This window comes from Mesorhizobium sp. (assembly GCF_965229135.1).
Taxonomy (GTDB): Bacteria; Pseudomonadota; Alphaproteobacteria; order Rhizobiales; family Rhizobiaceae; genus Mesorhizobium.
In genome coordinates, this window is sequence record NZ_OZ245860.1 from 4197084 (window position 1) to 4212360 (window position 15277).

The following is a 15277-nucleotide window of genomic DNA, read 5'->3' on the forward strand; positions in this document are numbered from 1 at the left end:
TATGGCTTCGCGCTTCGATGAAGCCGTCTCGATCGGATGGAGAGGTCTTTCGTGCCGCACTGGCTGCAATTGATGCTGGAGTCGCTGCCTTCCCTGCTGTGGGCCGCGCTGATCTTCACCGTGCCGTTGACCCTGCTGTCATTCGTTCTGGGCCTGACTGTCGGTCTGGGCGCGGCGCTTGCACGGCTGTTTGGGCCCAAGCCGCTGGTCGCGCTTGTGCGCTTCTATGTCTGGATATTTCGCGGCACGCCGCTCCTGGTGCAATTGTTCCTGATCTTCTACGGCCTGCCGTCGGCCGGGATTCTGCTCGACGCCTTCACGGCCGCCTTGATCGGCTTCACGCTCAACATCGGCGCCTACACGTCGGAGATCATCCGCGCGGCGATCGGTTCGGTGCCGAAGGGGCAGTGGGAAGCCGCCTATTCGATCGGCATGACCTGGAGCCAGGCGATGCGGCGCACCATCCTGCCGCAAGCGGGCCGCGTGGCGGTGCCACCGCTGTCGAACACCTTCATCTCGCTGGTCAAGGATACGTCGCTGGCCGCCGCCATCACCGTGCCGGAGATGTTCCAGGCCGCGCAGCGCATCGTCGCCACAACCTATGAGCCGCTGATCCTCTATGTCGAGGCGGCGATCCTCTATCTGGCGCTGAGCTCGGTTCTATCGGCCCTGCAGACGCGGCTCGAAGTACGGCTCAATCGCTATGGCGGCTTCCTGGAGGCACGCTCATGATCGGCCTCACCAAAATCGAAAAGCGCTTTGGCGACAATCTCGTTCTGAAGGGCGTGACCGTCACCATCGATGAGGGCAGCGTCACCGCGCTTGTCGGCCCCTCCGGGGGCGGCAAGAGCACGTTGCTACGCTGTATCAACCTCCTGGAGATCCCGACCTCCGGCACGGTGCGCATCGGCGACGAGGCGATCGAATTCCGCCCGGGCGGCAAGGTTGCGGCGAGGGATATCCAGCGCCTGCGGCTGCAGACCGGCATGGTGTTCCAGAATTTCCAGCTCTTTCCGCACCGCACCGCGATCGAGAATGTCATGGAAGGGCTGGTGACCGTGCTGAAATGGCCGACAGGGCGCGCGCGCGAGCGGGCGCTCGCTTTGCTGGAAAAGGTTGGCATGGCGCACAAGGCCGATGCTTGGCCGGCGACGCTGTCGGGCGGCCAGCAGCAGCGCGTGGCAATTGCACGCGCGCTAGCGCCCTCGCCAAAGGTGCTGCTCTGCGACGAGCCGACTTCCGCGCTCGATCCGGAACTGGCGCAGGAAGTGGTCGACGTGCTCGGCAAGCTCGCCAGCGAAGGCACGACCATGGTGATGGCGACGCATGATCTGCGCCTCGCCTCGAAGATCGCTCAGGAGGTGGTATTCCTCGACGCCGGCGTCATCGTCGAAAAAGGCCCGGCCGCCGTGCTGTTCGGCAATCCGGAACATCAGCGGACAAAGCGTTTCATCGCGACGCTGAAGCAGGAGACGGAGAGGGAAGGCGGCGGCCCAGGGTAAGCAGAGGCCAGGGGTAGGCGGCGAGCCCGCTTTCAGCCCTATCTTCCCGGAAACAAAAAACCCGGCGCGAGGCCGGGTTTTCAGAATATGAAGGCGGAAAGGCTCAGGCAGCTTCTTCCTGCTCGGCTTCCTCATTGTCGGCCTTGGCGCCGCGCTTGGGGCCCTTGTTGAGGTTGACCTCGATGAGGCGCACGGCTTCGGTTTCCGACATCCGGTTGACCGCCGCGATCTCGCGGGCCATGCGGTCGAGAGCCGCCTCGTAGAGCTGGCGCTCGGAATAGGACTGCTCCGGCTGGTTGTCGGCGCGGTAGAGGTCGCGCACGACTTCCGAGATCGAGATCAGGTCGCCCGAATTGATCTTCGCATCATATTCCTGGGCGCGGCGAGACCACATGGTGCGCTTCACGCGGGCGCGGCCCTGCACGACCTTCAGCGCGCGCTCGACATAATCCTCTTCCGACAGCTTGCGCATGCCGATCGAGGTCGCCTTGGCGACCGGAACCTTCAGGCGCATCTTGTCCTTCTGGAAGTCGATGACGAACAGTTCCAGCTTGTGACCAGCGACTTCCTGCTCGTCGATCGAGACGATCTGGCCGACGCCGTGCGCCGGATAGACGATGAACTCGCCGGTCTTGAAACCGTGACGTGCCGCGCTGGACTTCTTCTGCGGGGTGATCGTTGCCATTACGCCCTGAACTCCTTGTTGTGGTGCCAGCGTCCTGCCAGCCTAATTCGCGAGACCGGTGGGGTGCCGATCATTAGCCGCACAACAGGTGAACCCATCGGAAAAGCCGGGACCGGCAAACCGCACATATTGCGACCGCCTGGCCCAGATTGCTCTGGTCCGATTGATAAATTCACCTTTCAGTGATTTGGGGCGTCTGCGCCATAAATCGACGTTGTGTCACCGGCATGTTTCCATCGTGTAACACAAAAAGTCGGAAGAATCAAGGTTTTGCTGCATTCGCGAAGGCCATGCGACACCGGCGCTGTCAAGGCAGTTAATGTCTTGTGCCCCTTACGCAGCGTTATGCAGGTCAACCGGCCGCGCCGTCAGTCGCCCTCGCCGGGTTCCGCCGAGAAGTACTTCTCGAACTTGCCAGCCTCGCCATCGAAGGTTTTCGCGTCGGCCGGCGGCTCCTTCTTGGCCGTGATGTTGGGCCATTTCTCGGCGTATTCGGTGTTGATCTGCAGCCATTTGTCGAGACCCTGCTCGGTATCGGGCTTGATCGCGTCGGCCGGGCACTCCGGCTCGCACACGCCGCAATCGATGCACTCGTCAGGATGGATGACGAGCATGTTCTCGCCTTCGTAGAAACAGTCGACCGGACAGACCTCGATACAGTCCATGTACTTGCATTTAATGCAATTGTCGGTCACGACATAGGTCATCGGTCGGCTCCGGGACGTCCCATTTTCGCTGGGCTTTTTTCGTGAGGTAACGCCTTTGCCCGCTGCTGGCAAGGGCGGCTTTCGCAGCTGATATCGGCGTTTGCGGAATGCAATTCCATATGACCGCCTCGCCGGGCGCGCCGGAATGGCTCAATCCTCGCCGAACAACCGGTCGGTCTGGCGCCGCTCCTTCTTGGTCGGGCGACCGCTGCCGGCCTCGCGCAGCGCGGGAATTGCGTCTGGAACGCTCTCTTCCTTGGGTGCGGGCGGTGGCGACATATCCTCGTAGAGCGTGCGCGCCTCCTCGGCCGGGCCGCGCCGCACCCCCGTATTCACAACCTTCCAGACAAAGATGCGCCGATCGAGCGTGATGGTCAGCACATCGCCAGGCTTGACCATGTCGGACGCCTGCGCTGCTTTGTCGCGATTGATGCGAACCCGGCCGGCCACCGCGAGTTTGGCAGCCAGCGAGCGAGATTTGACGGCGCGCGAGAAGAACAGCCACTTGTCGATGCGTTGACGGTCTTTCGCGACCATTGGACCAACCATCGAAGCGAGCCAGCCTACTTCTTCAACTGATCGCGCAAGGCGGCAAGCTTGGCGAAGGGGGAGTCCGGATCGAAGCGCACCGGACGCTCCTCGCGCGGCTTCGGCTGGAACACAGGCTTTGCACCCTGTGGACCACCCTTGTTATCGGGCCTGCCCTTCCAGTCCGGCCGATTGTCGCGTCGCTCGGCACGTTCGCCCTGTGGCTTGCCCTCGCGAGGCTCGCCACCTTCACCCTGCGGCTTGGGCTTGAACTTCGAGCGGTCGAAACGCGGCTTGCCGGCGCCGTCGCGCTGATCGCGACGACCCTCACGAACCGGTCTCTCACCGGGCGAAGCCGCCGGCTGTCCGGTTGCTCCCGCATCGGCCGATGCGTCGCCGCGCCCGCGCGCGGCCTGGCCGTTGCGTGGGCGATTGTTCCTGCGGTTGTCTTCGCGATGGCGCGGACGTTGATCGAAACGGGCCTGCCGCCACAACAATATGGGCTTTGGCGCCTCAGCTTCCGTAGCGGGCTCGCCGGCCGCCGCCTCAGGTTCGACGGAGATCGCGCCCGAAACGGCTTCCACTCCGGGCGCGGCCTCGGAACTTGGCTCTGCCGGTGCGAGTGCCTCGGCTTCCGCCTCCGCCTCAGGCGCGGCAGCGGCCGCAGGTTCAGCGTGCACGTCGGCGGCGGTGTCCGCCGCAGCCTCTTGCGTGGCTTGCGCTTGCTCTTCCGCCACTTCCGCTACAGGCTCTGCCGCCACTTCCGCGATGGGTTCGGCGGCATTTTCTACGGGAGCCTCAACGGTCGGCTCCAAACCTTCGGCCGAAGCCTCCGCGTTGGTGGCGGCGTCGGTGACAGCTGCTTCTGCCGCCTTGGCCTTTTCAGCCCGGGCAGCCTCTTCCGCTGCCAGCTTCGCAGCCGCGGCTTCGCGCGCGGCATTGTCCTGCGCTTCGAGCCGTGCCTTGACCTCGGCCGGGGGCTTCGGCTCGGCACGGTAGCCAAGGCCCTTCAGGATTTCTTCCATGTCGTCGGCATTGGCGCCCAGGATCGACATCATCGGCGGCGTCACCATGAAGGATTGGCCGTCATAGGCACCGTCGGGGCGCTGGCCGAGGCCGGGCTTCCAGTTCGTCGCCGGGCGGATCAGGTCTGCCAGGCGCTCCAGAATGTCCACGCGCACGGCGCGGCGGCCGAGATTGCGGTATCCGGCAAGCTTGTAGAAGGACTTGTCGAAGGCCGGATCGATGACCACCGAGGTGCGGCCGGAGGCGAGCGCGTGCACCACGTCGCCAAAGCCGGGCTTGTCCTTGCCGTCATTCTTCAACGCCCACAGCAGCGTCACCAGCCCTGCAGGCGCCGGCTTGATCAAAGCGGGCACGAAGATGTGGTAGGCGCCGAAGCGCACGCCAAGACGGCGAAGTGCGGCGCGACCTTCCTGATCGAGCGACTTCATCTCGTCGGCGATGTCGCGGCGGTTGATGAGGCCGAACTGTTCGACCAGCTGGAAGGCAATGCCACGGCCGATGCCGGTGATCTGCTCGGCATTCTTGAGGTCGACCAGCGGCTTCAGCAGCGATTCGATCTGGAAGTTGACGAAACGCTCGGCACGCGCGGCGACCTTGTCGCGCGCCGGGCCGGTCAGTTGTTCGTCGGCCAGCAGCACCAGGCGCGGCTTAAGCGGATCCTCGCCCGAGACCAGAGTGCCGATCGGCGCGCCGATCCAGCGCAGCGTACCGTCCGAGCCAAGCGCGATGTCGCCATTGGCGCAGGCGCCGAAGCGTTCGGCGCGCGCCTCGAATTCCGCGGCCAACGCTTTTTGCGCGGCCGTGCGCACGGCCTTGGCGTCTTCGCCGCCGGCGCTTTGGTCGGCGGTGAAGCGGAACCCCTGCAACTCGCCAACATGATGGCCTTCGACAAGGACGGTTCCGGTAGAACTAATTTCGGCTTCGGGCATGGTATTTTCTCTAAGGCGCCGCATGAGGACGGAAGTCCTGCGGTCTACGAAGCGTTTCGTCAACCGCTCATGCAACGCATCCGACAATCTGTCTTCGATTTCGCGCGTCTTTTCCCGCCAGTGTGCCTGATCGGCCAGCCAGCCCGGCCGGTTCGACACAAATGTCCAGGTGCGGATCTGGGCAATGCGGTGGGAGAGCGTGTCGATATCGCCCTCGGTGGTGTCGGCGCGGCGAACCTGCTCGGCCATGTAGTTCTCGTCGACATGGCCACGCTTGGCGAGGTCCATGTAGATCGATGCGATGAGGTCGGCGTGCTGCGCCGGCGCGATCTTCCTGTAGTCGGGCAGGGCGCAGGCTTCCCAAAGAAGAGCCACGCGCCCGGGATCGGTGGCGAGAGCGCGGATGTCCTCGTCGCGCGACAGATATTCGAGCGCCTGCGCATCCACCGCCGGCAACGCGCGAGTGAGGCCCTCGACAGGTGCGTTGGTCTCGATCGAGCGCTTCAGGGCATCGAGGCTGGCGAAATCGAAATGGGCGGTGCGCCACTGCAGCACCTTCACCGGATCGAAATCATGGCTCTCGATGCGCTTGACCAGCTCTTCGTCGAGCGGGTCGACCTGGCCGGTGACGCCAAAGGTGCCGTCGCGCAGGTGCCGGCCGGCGCGGCCGGCGATCTGGCCAAGCTCGGCCGCCGTCAGATTGCGATACTGATAGCCGTCGAACTTGCGGTTCTGGGCGAAGGCGACGTGGTCGAGATCGAGGTTGAGCCCCATGCCGATGGCGTCGGTGGCGACGAGATAGTCGACATCGCCCGACTGGAACAGCGCCACCTGCGCGTTGCGGGTGCGAGGGCTCAGCGCTCCGAGCACGACGGCCGCGCCGCCCTGCTGGCGGCGGATCAGTTCGGCGATGGCATAGACCTCGTCGGCGGAGAAGGCGACGATCGCGGTGCGCCGCGGCAGGCGGGTCAATTTCTTCGAGCCGGCATAGGCGAGATGCGACAGGCGTGGCCGCGTCACCACCGAGACGCCCTTCAAGAGGCGCTGGAGAATACCGTGCATGGTGGCCGCGCCCAGAAGCAGCGTTTCCTGGCGGCCGCGCAGATGCAGGATGCGATCGGTGAAGATGTGGCCGCGCTCTAGATCGCCGGCAAGCTGCACCTCGTCGATGGCGACGAAGGCGGCGTCGGTCTCGCGCGGCATGGCCTCGACGGTGCAGACCGAATATCTGGCGCCTGGCGGCTGGATCTTTTCCTCGCCGGTGATGAGCGCGACCTTGTGGGCACCGACCTTTTCGCAGACGCGCGTGTAGACTTCCCGCGCCAGCAGCCGGAGCGGCAGGCCGATGACGCCGGTCTCGTGCGCCACCATGCGTTCGATGGCCAGATGCGTCTTGCCGGTGTTGGTCGGCCCAAGCACGGCGGTCACGTCACGGCCCGACAGGATCAGCGGCTCGGTGTGTTTTTGTTGGATGTTCATCGACCTGGAAATAAGGCTTTCTCGCCTCTCGTTGTCGGGAGCGCGCCCTGAATGGCGCGTGTGACAGGCGACACATAGGGATTTCGTGCGCGAAGCGAAAGCGGAATGTTCCGAACGCCCGCCCCGAGGCGCCGATCTCGCATTCGTTCCAGCTGTGATTAACAGTTGGAACGAGTCTGGAACGAATCAGCGACGAATCGCTGACTCGGTGAGATTCAGGTTTTGTTCACGGCTATATATGGATTTCTAAACAGTGACTCTTACCACATGCTGAATCGCCGAACTGGCCCGTTTCATGCAGGGCGAGCACCATCGTTAACTATTGCCCGGAAGCGATCCGGCCTGCCCGATCGGCTTTGTCCAAGGTTATGAAATTGTTGATCTTTCTTAATTTGTCTTAACCGGTTTTCGTGCTTTTTCCCACTCCATCGTTAACCTTCCGATCAAAGGCGGAACGAAATGGCGACGAATCGGCGAAACAGCGATTTTCATGTTTTGTTCACCTCAACATCTTGTGTTGTGAACAGGTTTTCCACCGACAATCCACAGGTTGCGCAGCCTATCTCCGTTCGCCGGCGGGGTCGCCGTTAATCTTTCCGTGCCGGACCGGACCACCGGGCTTTGAAGCTGATGCGTGGGAGGCGGCCTTGAAGAAAAAGCGGGACTCGTGCCCGCTTTTTCCAAAGTCCGAGACCTTCAGCCGAGCGTCATGTCAGGCGAAATACTGGCCGCCATTGGCGGTGAGGGTCGAGCCGGTGATGAAGCCGGCATCTTCCGAGGCAAGGAACACCACGCAACGCGCGATCTCTTCGGGCTCGCCGAGGCGGCCAACCGGGATCTGCGGGATGATGCGCTCGTTCAGCACTTTCTCGTCGATGGCCTTGACCATTTCGGTGGCGATATAGCCGGGGCAGATGACGTTGACGGTGATGCCCGCGCGCGCGCCTTCCTGGGCAAGGGCCTTCGAAAAGCCGATATCGCCGGCCTTGGCGGCGGAATAGTTGACCTGGCCCGCCTGGCCCTTCTGGCCGTTGATCGAGGAGATGGTGATGACGCGGCCGAACTTGCGGTCGCGCATGCCGCTCCACAGCGGATGCGTCATGTTGAAGACGCCCGAAAGATTGGTATCGATGACCTCTTTCCACTGCTCGCGCGTCAATTTGTGGAACATGGCGTCGCGGGTGATGCCGGCATTGTTGACCAGCACCGAGACCGGGCCGAGATCGGCCTCGATCTGCTTGATGCCGGCGGCGCAGGCATCATAGTCGGCAACCGACCATTTATAGACGGGGATGCCCGTTTCAGCCTTGAACTTCGCCGCGGCCGCGTCATTGCCCGCGTAGTTGGCGGCAACCGAGTAGCCGGCGTTCTTCAATGCGATCGAGATGGCGGCGCCAATGCCGCGTGATCCGCCCGTGACGATTGCTACCTTGCTCATGCATTTCCCCTTTTGATATCGCCCTGTTTTCGGGCTTGGCAGGCACTGGATATGAAACGGGCGGCTTTCGCCGCCCGGTCCGTGATCTCCTCAGAGTGCTTCGATGCACATGGCGACGCCCATGCCGCCGCCGATGCATAGGGTGGCGAGCCCCTTCTTGGCGCCACGTCGGCGCATCTCGTAGACCAGCGTGTTGAAGATGCGCGCGCCCGATGCGCCGATCGGGTGGCCGATTGCGATCGCGCCGCCATTGACGTTGACGATCGATGGATCCCAGCCCATGTCCTTGTTGACGGCGCAGGCCTGGGCCGCAAAGGCCTCGTTGGCTTCGACCAGGTCGAGATCGCCAGCCGACCAGCCGGCTTTCTCCAGGGCCTTGCGCGAGGCCGGGATGGGGCCGGTGCCCATGATCGCCGGATCGACGCCAGCCGTTGCCCAGGAAACGATGCGCGCCAGCGGGGCGATGCCGCGCCTGGCAGCTTCGGCTTCGCTCATCAGCAGCGCGCCGGCCGCGCCATCATTGATGCCGGAGGCGTTGGCGGCGGTCACCGTGCCGTCCTTGTCGAAGGCCGGCTTCAGCTTGGTCATGGCATCGATCGTGGCGCCGTGGCGGATGTATTCGTCCTGGTCGACAATGGTGTCGCCCTTCTTGCCCTTGATGGTGAAGGCGACGATCTCGTCCTTGAACTTGCCGGCCTTCTGCGCGACCTCTGCCTTGTTTTGCGAAGCCAGCGCGAACTGGTCCTGGTCGTCGCGGGTAATCTGGAACTGGCGTGCGACGTTTTCGGCGGTGTTGCCCATGTGATAGCCGTTGAAGGCATCCCACAGACCGTCCTTGATCATGGTGTCGATCATCTTGTAGTCGCCCATCTTGACGCCGGCGCGCAGATGCTCGGCATGCGGCGAAAGCGACATCGATTCCTGACCGCCGGCAATGATCACCTTGGCGTCGCCGGTTGCGATCTGCTGCATGCCCAGGGCAATGGCGCGCAGGCCGGAGCCGCAGACCTGGTTGAGGCCCCATGCCGTGGTTTCCTTGGGCAGGCCGGCAATGATCGATGCCTGGCGGGCCGGGTTCTGTCCCTGGGCCGCGGTCAGCACCTGGCCGAGGATAACCTCGTCGACTTCGGCGGCCTCGACACCTGCACGCGACAGCAATTCCTTGATGACGACGGCACCGAGTTCATGAGCGGGGGTGGCGGCGAAGGCGCCGTTGAAGGAACCGACGGCCGTGCGCGCGGCACTGGCAATGACGATGGAAGCGGACATTTTCTTCTCCAGACTTCAAGCTGACGTTCTGTCGTTGAGGACTTTTCTTGCCCTTTCCAGAACCCAAGTCAAACCGGAAATGGGCATGGCGCCCATGCGCCGCAAGCAGGCCACGCATCGCCTCCCCAGCAGTCCGTGCATTGCTGCGCAACATATTTCGCCTGCTATGCAGCAATATATAATCCCGCACTGCACAAACTGCTTGGAATTATGACGCTTTTGCGCATATCCTCAAAAAAAGGCACAATCGTTACCGGCGGCTTACTCAGGCATGCCGGTGTCCCCGGGAGGATGCAGATGGCCGCGAAAGACGATCCGATCATTATCAAGAAATACGCCAATCGCCGCCTCTATAATACGGGGACCAGCACCTATGTGACGCTGGAGGACCTCGCCGAGATGGTCAAGAAGGGCGAGGAGTTCACCGTCCAGGATGCCAAGACCGGCGACGACATCACCCATCCCGTGCTGACGCAGATCATCTTCGAACTCGAGAACAAGGATGGGCAGAACATGCTGCCGATCCCGTTCCTGCGCCAGTTGATCGCCTTCTATGGCGACCAGATGCAGATGATCGTGCCGAGCTTCCTCGAACAGTCGATGATCGCCTTTTCCAAGGAGCAGGAGCGCTTCCGCGAGCAGATGAAGGGGGCGATCGGCAAGTCGCCACTGGACATGATGAAGATCACCACGCCGATCAAGGCGCTGGAGGAGCAGACCCGCCGCAACATGGAAATGTTCCAGAACGCGATGCGCTTGTTCACACCGTTCCCGCCTGCCGGCTCGAACGGCGCCGCCGCGGCCCCGGCCGAGCCTGCGAGGAAGGAAACGACGGAGAAGTCCGACGACCTGCAGGAACTGAAGGATCAGATCGCCGCCATGCAGCGCAAGCTCGACACCATGTCGTGAAGTCTGACCGCCTACAAAACCGGCCTGCCGGCTGGGCAGGCCGCTATGGCAGCAATCCCTCATAGCGTCCGCGCGGCCTGATCAGGCTTCCACTCGTTATCTGTTCGACGGCATGTGCGGCCCAGCCGACGCCGCGGCCGAGCGCGAACAGGCGGAATGGCGCGTCGGATGGCAACCGGAGGCTGCGTGTCAGCGCGGCCAGGGCAAAGTCGACATTGGGACGCATGCCTGTTGCTGCGAAGGCGGCGTCGCGCAGGGACGACAGGATGATGTCGTCATCAATCGTGGGGAGCAGCGCGGCTGCTCGCGGATCACCGTCGGGATAGAGCGGATGGCCAAACCCCGGCAGCGGCCGGTCATGATCGAGCCAGCGCCGGATCGCTTTATCGGCCCCATGCCGGGCGGCATCATCTGCCAGTTGCATCACGGCTTCGGCGGCGCCGCCATGGCGCGGGCCCGCGAGCGCCGATAACCCCGCGAGCAGGCAGGCCTCGACCGGCGCGCCGGTCGAGGCCGCCACACGCGCGGCAAAGGTCGATGCGTTCAGCTCGTGATCGGCGAGCAGGACAAGGGCGCGACGGATCGTCCGCGCGCCCGTTTCATCGACGGACCAGCCCCGCGCCAGGCGGCTGTGCACGGCATCCGTTCCGGGCACGGCACCGAGTGCGCAAGCCAGCGCCCCAACCGCGTGAGCCGCATCGCCATAGAGAGAGGCGGGACTGCGTCCGAGGGACGTACGGCCCTCGCCGGCAAGCGAGGCAAGTTGCGCAAAGGCAGCCGATCGGCCGCTTTGATGCGGCGTATCCGTCGGCTGCGACCGGAAGCGCACAGGGTTTGGCATTGCCCAAAGGACGCCAGCCGTTTCTTCCAGCGTGGCCTCATGGGAAAGCGCGACAGCGTCCTGACCTCGATAGACGAGGTGGCCATGCAGGATGGTCGAGATGGAGGTGGCGATCGCGGGTTCACCCCAGGCGATCGCACTTTCGGCAATGGCCGAAGGGCGTCGCCCGCGCGCCCGGCGCGTCGCCAACGCCGCGATGTCGTCGGCACGATATTGGCTGCGGCGGGGATCTTCCTCGTCCGGCCGCATGCCGATATGCCCGCGGCTGACATAGGCATAAAGCGTCTGCGCCCGCACCTTGAGCCTTGCCAGCGCTTCTTCCCGTGACAGCCACTCCGACATGTTGGCCCTGGATATTGATTATATTGATCAAGATTGATGAATTGATTGCCCAGCCTTATCTCCGATCCCGAAATCATTCAAGGAGACAGCTATGGCAAACGGGCTCGATGATGTGGTGGCTGCGGAGACCGTACTTTCCGATGTCGACGGTCTTGGCGGTCGCCTGACGATCCGAGGTCATTCGCTTCCGGAAGTTGCTGGCCGCTGGAGCTTTTGCCAGGTGGTCCGGTTGCTGCTGGACGGCTTTTTCGACGACCTTGAGAGCGACGCGGTGCTGGCCGAAAAGATCGGCCGGGCGCGTGGCGAGGTGTTCACCCGGCTTGAGCCGATACTCCCATCGCTGGTTTCACTGGATATCTACGGCGCCATGCGCGCCGGCATGGCATTCCTGCCGGATGGCGACACGCTGGAGGACGCGCTCCGGCTGATCGCCGCCCCCGCGGTGTTGACGCCGGCCTTGCTGCGCCTGCAGCGTGGCGCGCGGCCGGTGGCGCCGGACATGCGAGCCGATCATGCCGGTGACATGTTGAGGATGCTGAACGGTACCTCTGCCACGCCGGCATTGGCGAAGGCACTCGACACCTATCTGGTCACCGTCTGCGATCACGGACTCAACGCTTCGACCTTCGCGACACGTGTGGTCGCCTCGACGCAGGCCGGGCTCACATCGTCCATCCTCGCTGGCCTCGGGGCGCTGAAGGGACCGCTGCATGGCGGTGCGCCCGGACCGGTGATCGAGATGCTCGACGCGATCGCGGCGCATGGCGACGCGGCCGGCTGGCTGCGCGACAAAGTCGCCGGAGGCGAGCGCATCATGGGGTTCGGCCATCGCATCTATCGGGTGCGTGATCCACGCGCGGACGTGCTGAAGACGGTCGTGCGCCAGCTTGGCAACGAGGGCGAGACCGGTCGCCGGCTGGCTTTCGCTGAAAAAGTCGAGCAAGCGGCGCTCGACGTGCTTCGCGTTGCCAAGCCGTCCCGCTCACTGCAGACCAATGTCGAGTTCTACACCGCACTGCTGCTGGAGGCCGCCGGTTTCCCGAAGGAGGCGTTCAGCAATGTCTTCGCAGCCGGGCGTGTCGCCGGCTGGATTGCGCATGCGCGAGAGCAGCAGGTGACCGGCCGATTGATCCGTCCGCAGTCGCGCTATGTCGGACCGGTGCCGGATCTTGTCGCCTGACGCTACACGTTCCTCGATCCTTGAGAGGTGAGGGCTTGGGCGGACGGACGCAGCCGCCCCTGGACACGATGGTCGGAGATTTCCGGCTTTCGTGAACAGGGCGCGGGGCACTCCCGATAACGAAAATTTCACGTCATTACCCAGCGGTACGGCTGTTTTCGCGGCGTACAGGGCATATATGCTGCACTGCAACATCTATGTCTGCTCGCGCCGCAAAGGGGCTCTGCCTTGATCGCCAGAAAAACAGCTGTAGTCACCGGTTCCACCTCGGGTATCGGACTGGCCATTGCGCATGCGCTGGCGGCCCAAGGCCACCATGTGGTCGTCAATTCCTTCTCCGATACGGCCGATGACCATGCCATCGCCGATGCGATCGCCAGACAGCATGGCTTCAAGACCGCCTATATCAAGGCCGACATGTCGAAGCCGGCCGAGTGCCGGGCGTTGATCGCCAAGGCGGCGGAGGTCTTCGGCACGGTCGACATTCTCGTCAATAATGCCGGCATCCAGCATGTCGCGCCGGTGGAGGATTTCCCGACCGAGAAGTGGGATGCGATCATCGCCATCAACCTGTCGTCGGCGTTCCACACCATCGCGGCGGCGATCCCGCTGATGAAACAGGCCGGCGGCGGGCGGATCGTCAATATCGCGTCGGCGCACGGCCTGGTCGCGTCGCCATTCAAATCGGCCTATGTCTCGGCCAAGCATGGCATCATGGGATTGACCAAGACCGTCGCGCTCGAGCTTGCGCGCGAGAGGATCACCTGCAATGCCATCTGTCCCGGCTACGTGCTGACGCCGCTGGTCGAGGCGCAGATCCCCGACCAGATGAAGGCCAACAAGATGGACCGCGAGACGGTTGTGCGAGAGGTCATGCTCGAAAAGCAGCCGACCAAGGAATTCGTGACGGTGGATCAGGTCGCGGCGGCGGCGGTGTACCTGTGCTCGGACGCGGCGGCACAGGTCAACGGCACGCATATATCGGTCGATGGCGGTTGGACCGCCCAGTGAGGCCTGAGATTTCTTCAAACTTACCCGGACCGGTTTCGCAAGCGGAGCGATGAGCGGCTCAAGCAGAGAGCTCGACAGATAAAGGACGACGCCATGACGAAAGACGGCAAGGCGGAGGAGACCAAGAAGATCAATGTCGCGTTGCAGGGCGGAGGCTCGCACGGGGCCTTTTCCTGGGGCGTGCTCGACCGGCTGCTGGAGGACGGGCGGCTCGACATAGCAGCGGTTTCCGGCACCAGTGCCGGTGCCATGAACGCGGTGGCGCTGGCCGACGGCTTCGTCCGAGGCGGGGTTGAGGGCGCCAGACGGAAGCTCGACGATTTCTGGCGCGCGGTGGCGGCCAAGGGCCGGTTCAGCCCGGTACAGCGCATGCCGTGGGATGTCGCCTGGGGCAACTGGTCGATCGAGAACACGCCGGGCTATTTGTTCTTCGACACCATGTCGCGCGTGTTCTCGCCCTATGTCGCCAATCCGCTTGGCCTCAATCCGTTGCGCGACGTGGTCGCCAGGGAGATCAATTTCGACAATGTGCGCGCCTGCACATCGATCGAACTGTTCATCTCGGCCACCAATGTCGAGACCGGGCAGTTGCGGGTCTTTTCCGATGGCGAGATCGATCTCGATACGGTGATGGCGTCGGCCTGCCTGCCGCAATTGTTCCGCGCGGTCGAGATCAAGGGCGTTCCCTACTGGGATGGCGGCTATGGCGGCAATCCCGCGCTGTACCCGTTCTTCAAGGCGAGCGCGACCGAGGATGTGCTTCTGGTGCAGATCAATCCCGTGGTGCGCGAGGGAACGCCGAAAAGCGCCAACGAGATCCAGAACCGGATTGACGAGATCACTTTCAATGCCGGACTGCTGCGCGAATTCCGCTCGATCGCCTTCGTCAAGGAACTGATCGCCGCCGGCCGCCTGCCACATGGCGAATACCGCGACATCCGCATGCACCGCATCGATGCCGACGAGGCGTTCAAGGATCTTTCGGCGTCGTCCAAGGTCAATGCCGAGTGGGCGTTCCTGGCCTATCTGCGCGATCTCGGTCGCACCGCCGCAAGCGATTGGCTGGAGGAGAATTACGACGCGGTGGGGAAGACGGCGACGCTCGATCTCTCTGGCCAGCTTGATGACGGCTTCAAGCCGGTGCGTGGCCCGGCGCCGGGCAGGCGGGTCAAGGAGTTCCTTGCGGCGCGGCTGAAACCCGAGGTGGTAAGACGGCAGGCATGAGGCTTGACGCGGGCAGAGGTGACGTCGGCCAGGAAAAGTTGCAAATCATGCTGACGCCTGTTGCCACCCTGTCTCGGAATCGCTTCTAGCGACAGCAAGGCCAGGCAGACGCCGTCATCTCGGATCGCTGGCGCGACGAATGAACCTGCCGGAGCGCGGCCCGGTTTGTCCGGGGTGTCATCGAGGCATGACGCTGGCTGCCATGCC

The 15277-nt window shown here is 63.5% G+C and carries 13 protein-coding genes; 6 read left to right on the forward strand and 7 right to left on the reverse strand.

Annotation, left to right across the window (positions count from 1 at the left end):
* Positions 1-51: 51 nt before the first annotated feature.
* Positions 52-732 carry an amino acid ABC transporter permease gene (locus ACO07C_RS19965; RefSeq protein WP_421915882.1) on the forward strand — a complete coding sequence of 227 codons (681 nt, stop codon included), beginning with the start codon at positions 52-54 and terminating at the stop codon, positions 730-732.
* Positions 729-1502, forward strand: a complete 774-nt coding sequence (locus ACO07C_RS19970) for an amino acid ABC transporter ATP-binding protein (RefSeq protein WP_421915883.1) — start codon at positions 729-731, stop codon at positions 1500-1502. Before ACO07C_RS19965 ends, ACO07C_RS19970 begins: the two co-directional genes overlap by 4 nt.
* Positions 1503-1605: 103 nt before the next feature.
* On the opposite strand, the gene ACO07C_RS19975 is transcribed toward ACO07C_RS19970, so the two are convergent.
* The 6 genes from ACO07C_RS19975 to ACO07C_RS20000 form a co-directional block, all read right to left on the reverse strand.
* A complete protein-coding gene (locus ACO07C_RS19975) occupies positions 1606-2187 on the reverse strand; it encodes a CarD family transcriptional regulator (RefSeq protein WP_354464903.1) in 582 nt (193 codons plus the stop codon).
* Between the two features lie 368 nt (positions 2188-2555).
* Positions 2556-2894 carry a ferredoxin FdxA gene (fdxA, locus tag ACO07C_RS19980; protein WP_421915884.1) on the reverse strand — a complete coding sequence of 113 codons (339 nt, stop codon included), beginning with the start codon at positions 2892-2894 and terminating at the stop codon, positions 2556-2558.
* Positions 2895-3044: 150 nt separating this feature from the next.
* The gene (locus ACO07C_RS19985; protein ID WP_421915885.1) at positions 3045-3431 is read right to left on the reverse strand and encodes an RNA-binding S4 domain-containing protein; all 387 of its coding nucleotides are present in this window, start codon (positions 3429-3431) and stop codon (positions 3045-3047) included.
* Between the two features lie 26 nt (positions 3432-3457).
* Entirely contained in the window at positions 3458-6856 is a 3399-nt protein-coding gene (locus ACO07C_RS19990; RefSeq protein WP_421915886.1) for a helicase-related protein, read from the reverse strand.
* Positions 6857-7568: 712 nt separating this feature from the next.
* The gene (gene phbB, locus ACO07C_RS19995; RefSeq protein ID WP_421915887.1) at positions 7569-8294 is read right to left on the reverse strand and encodes an acetoacetyl-CoA reductase; all 726 of its coding nucleotides are present in this window, start codon (positions 8292-8294) and stop codon (positions 7569-7571) included.
* Between the two features lie 90 nt (positions 8295-8384).
* Positions 8385-9563 carry an acetyl-CoA C-acetyltransferase gene (locus tag ACO07C_RS20000; RefSeq protein ID WP_421915888.1) on the reverse strand — a complete coding sequence of 393 codons (1179 nt, stop codon included), beginning with the start codon at positions 9561-9563 and terminating at the stop codon, positions 8385-8387.
* Positions 9564-9860: 297 nt separating this feature from the next.
* Here ACO07C_RS20000 and phaR point away from each other — a divergent pair, with 297 nt between their 5' ends.
* Positions 9861-10472 (forward strand): polyhydroxyalkanoate synthesis repressor PhaR, encoded by a 612-nt coding sequence (gene phaR, locus ACO07C_RS20005; protein ID WP_421915889.1) that lies wholly within the window; start codon positions 9861-9863, stop codon positions 10470-10472.
* Positions 10473-10515: 43 nt separating this feature from the next.
* Here phaR and ACO07C_RS20010 read toward each other — a convergent pair whose 3' ends face one another.
* On the reverse strand, positions 10516-11655 hold the full coding sequence (locus ACO07C_RS20010) for a citrate synthase (RefSeq protein ID WP_421915890.1): 1140 nt from the start codon (positions 11653-11655) through the stop codon (positions 10516-10518).
* Between the two features lie 91 nt (positions 11656-11746).
* Between ACO07C_RS20010 and ACO07C_RS20015 the strand changes: the two genes are divergently transcribed.
* From ACO07C_RS20015 to ACO07C_RS20025, 3 genes are all read left to right on the forward strand, one after another.
* Positions 11747-12835, forward strand: a complete 1089-nt coding sequence (locus ACO07C_RS20015) for a citrate synthase/methylcitrate synthase (RefSeq protein WP_421915891.1) — start codon at positions 11747-11749, stop codon at positions 12833-12835.
* A gap of 228 nt (positions 12836-13063) precedes the next feature.
* On the forward strand, positions 13064-13846 hold the full coding sequence (locus ACO07C_RS20020) for a 3-hydroxybutyrate dehydrogenase (protein ID WP_421915892.1): 783 nt from the start codon (positions 13064-13066) through the stop codon (positions 13844-13846).
* 93 nt (positions 13847-13939) lie between these two features.
* The gene (locus ACO07C_RS20025) at positions 13940-15070 is read left to right on the forward strand and encodes a patatin-like phospholipase family protein (protein ID WP_421915893.1); all 1131 of its coding nucleotides are present in this window, start codon (positions 13940-13942) and stop codon (positions 15068-15070) included.
* The last annotated feature ends 207 nt before the right edge of the window (positions 15071-15277 follow it).

Coding starts and splice junctions, on each gene's coding strand:
- ACO07C_RS19990 (WP_421915886.1), bottom strand. CDS start 6,856: ATGAACATCCAACAAAAACACACCGAGCCGCTGATCCTGTCGGGCCGT.
- phbB (WP_421915887.1), bottom strand. CDS start 8,294: ATGAGCAAGGTAGCAATCGTCACGGGCGGATCACGCGGCATTGGCGCC.
- ACO07C_RS20025 (WP_421915893.1), top strand. CDS start 13,940: ATGACGAAAGACGGCAAGGCGGAGGAGACCAAGAAGATCAATGTCGCG.
- ACO07C_RS20010 (WP_421915890.1), bottom strand. CDS start 11,655: ATGTCGGAGTGGCTGTCACGGGAAGAAGCGCTGGCAAGGCTCAAGGTG.
- phaR (WP_421915889.1), top strand. CDS start 9,861: ATGGCCGCGAAAGACGATCCGATCATTATCAAGAAATACGCCAATCGC.
- fdxA (WP_421915884.1), bottom strand. CDS start 2,894: ATGACCTATGTCGTGACCGACAATTGCATTAAATGCAAGTACATGGAC.
- ACO07C_RS20015 (WP_421915891.1), top strand. CDS start 11,747: ATGGCAAACGGGCTCGATGATGTGGTGGCTGCGGAGACCGTACTTTCC.
- ACO07C_RS20000 (WP_421915888.1), bottom strand. CDS start 9,563: ATGTCCGCTTCCATCGTCATTGCCAGTGCCGCGCGCACGGCCGTCGGT.
- ACO07C_RS19975 (WP_354464903.1), bottom strand. CDS start 2,187: ATGGCAACGATCACCCCGCAGAAGAAGTCCAGCGCGGCACGTCACGGT.
- ACO07C_RS19970 (WP_421915883.1), top strand. CDS start 729: ATGATCGGCCTCACCAAAATCGAAAAGCGCTTTGGCGACAATCTCGTT.
- ACO07C_RS19985 (WP_421915885.1), bottom strand. CDS start 3,431: ATGGTCGCGAAAGACCGTCAACGCATCGACAAGTGGCTGTTCTTCTCG.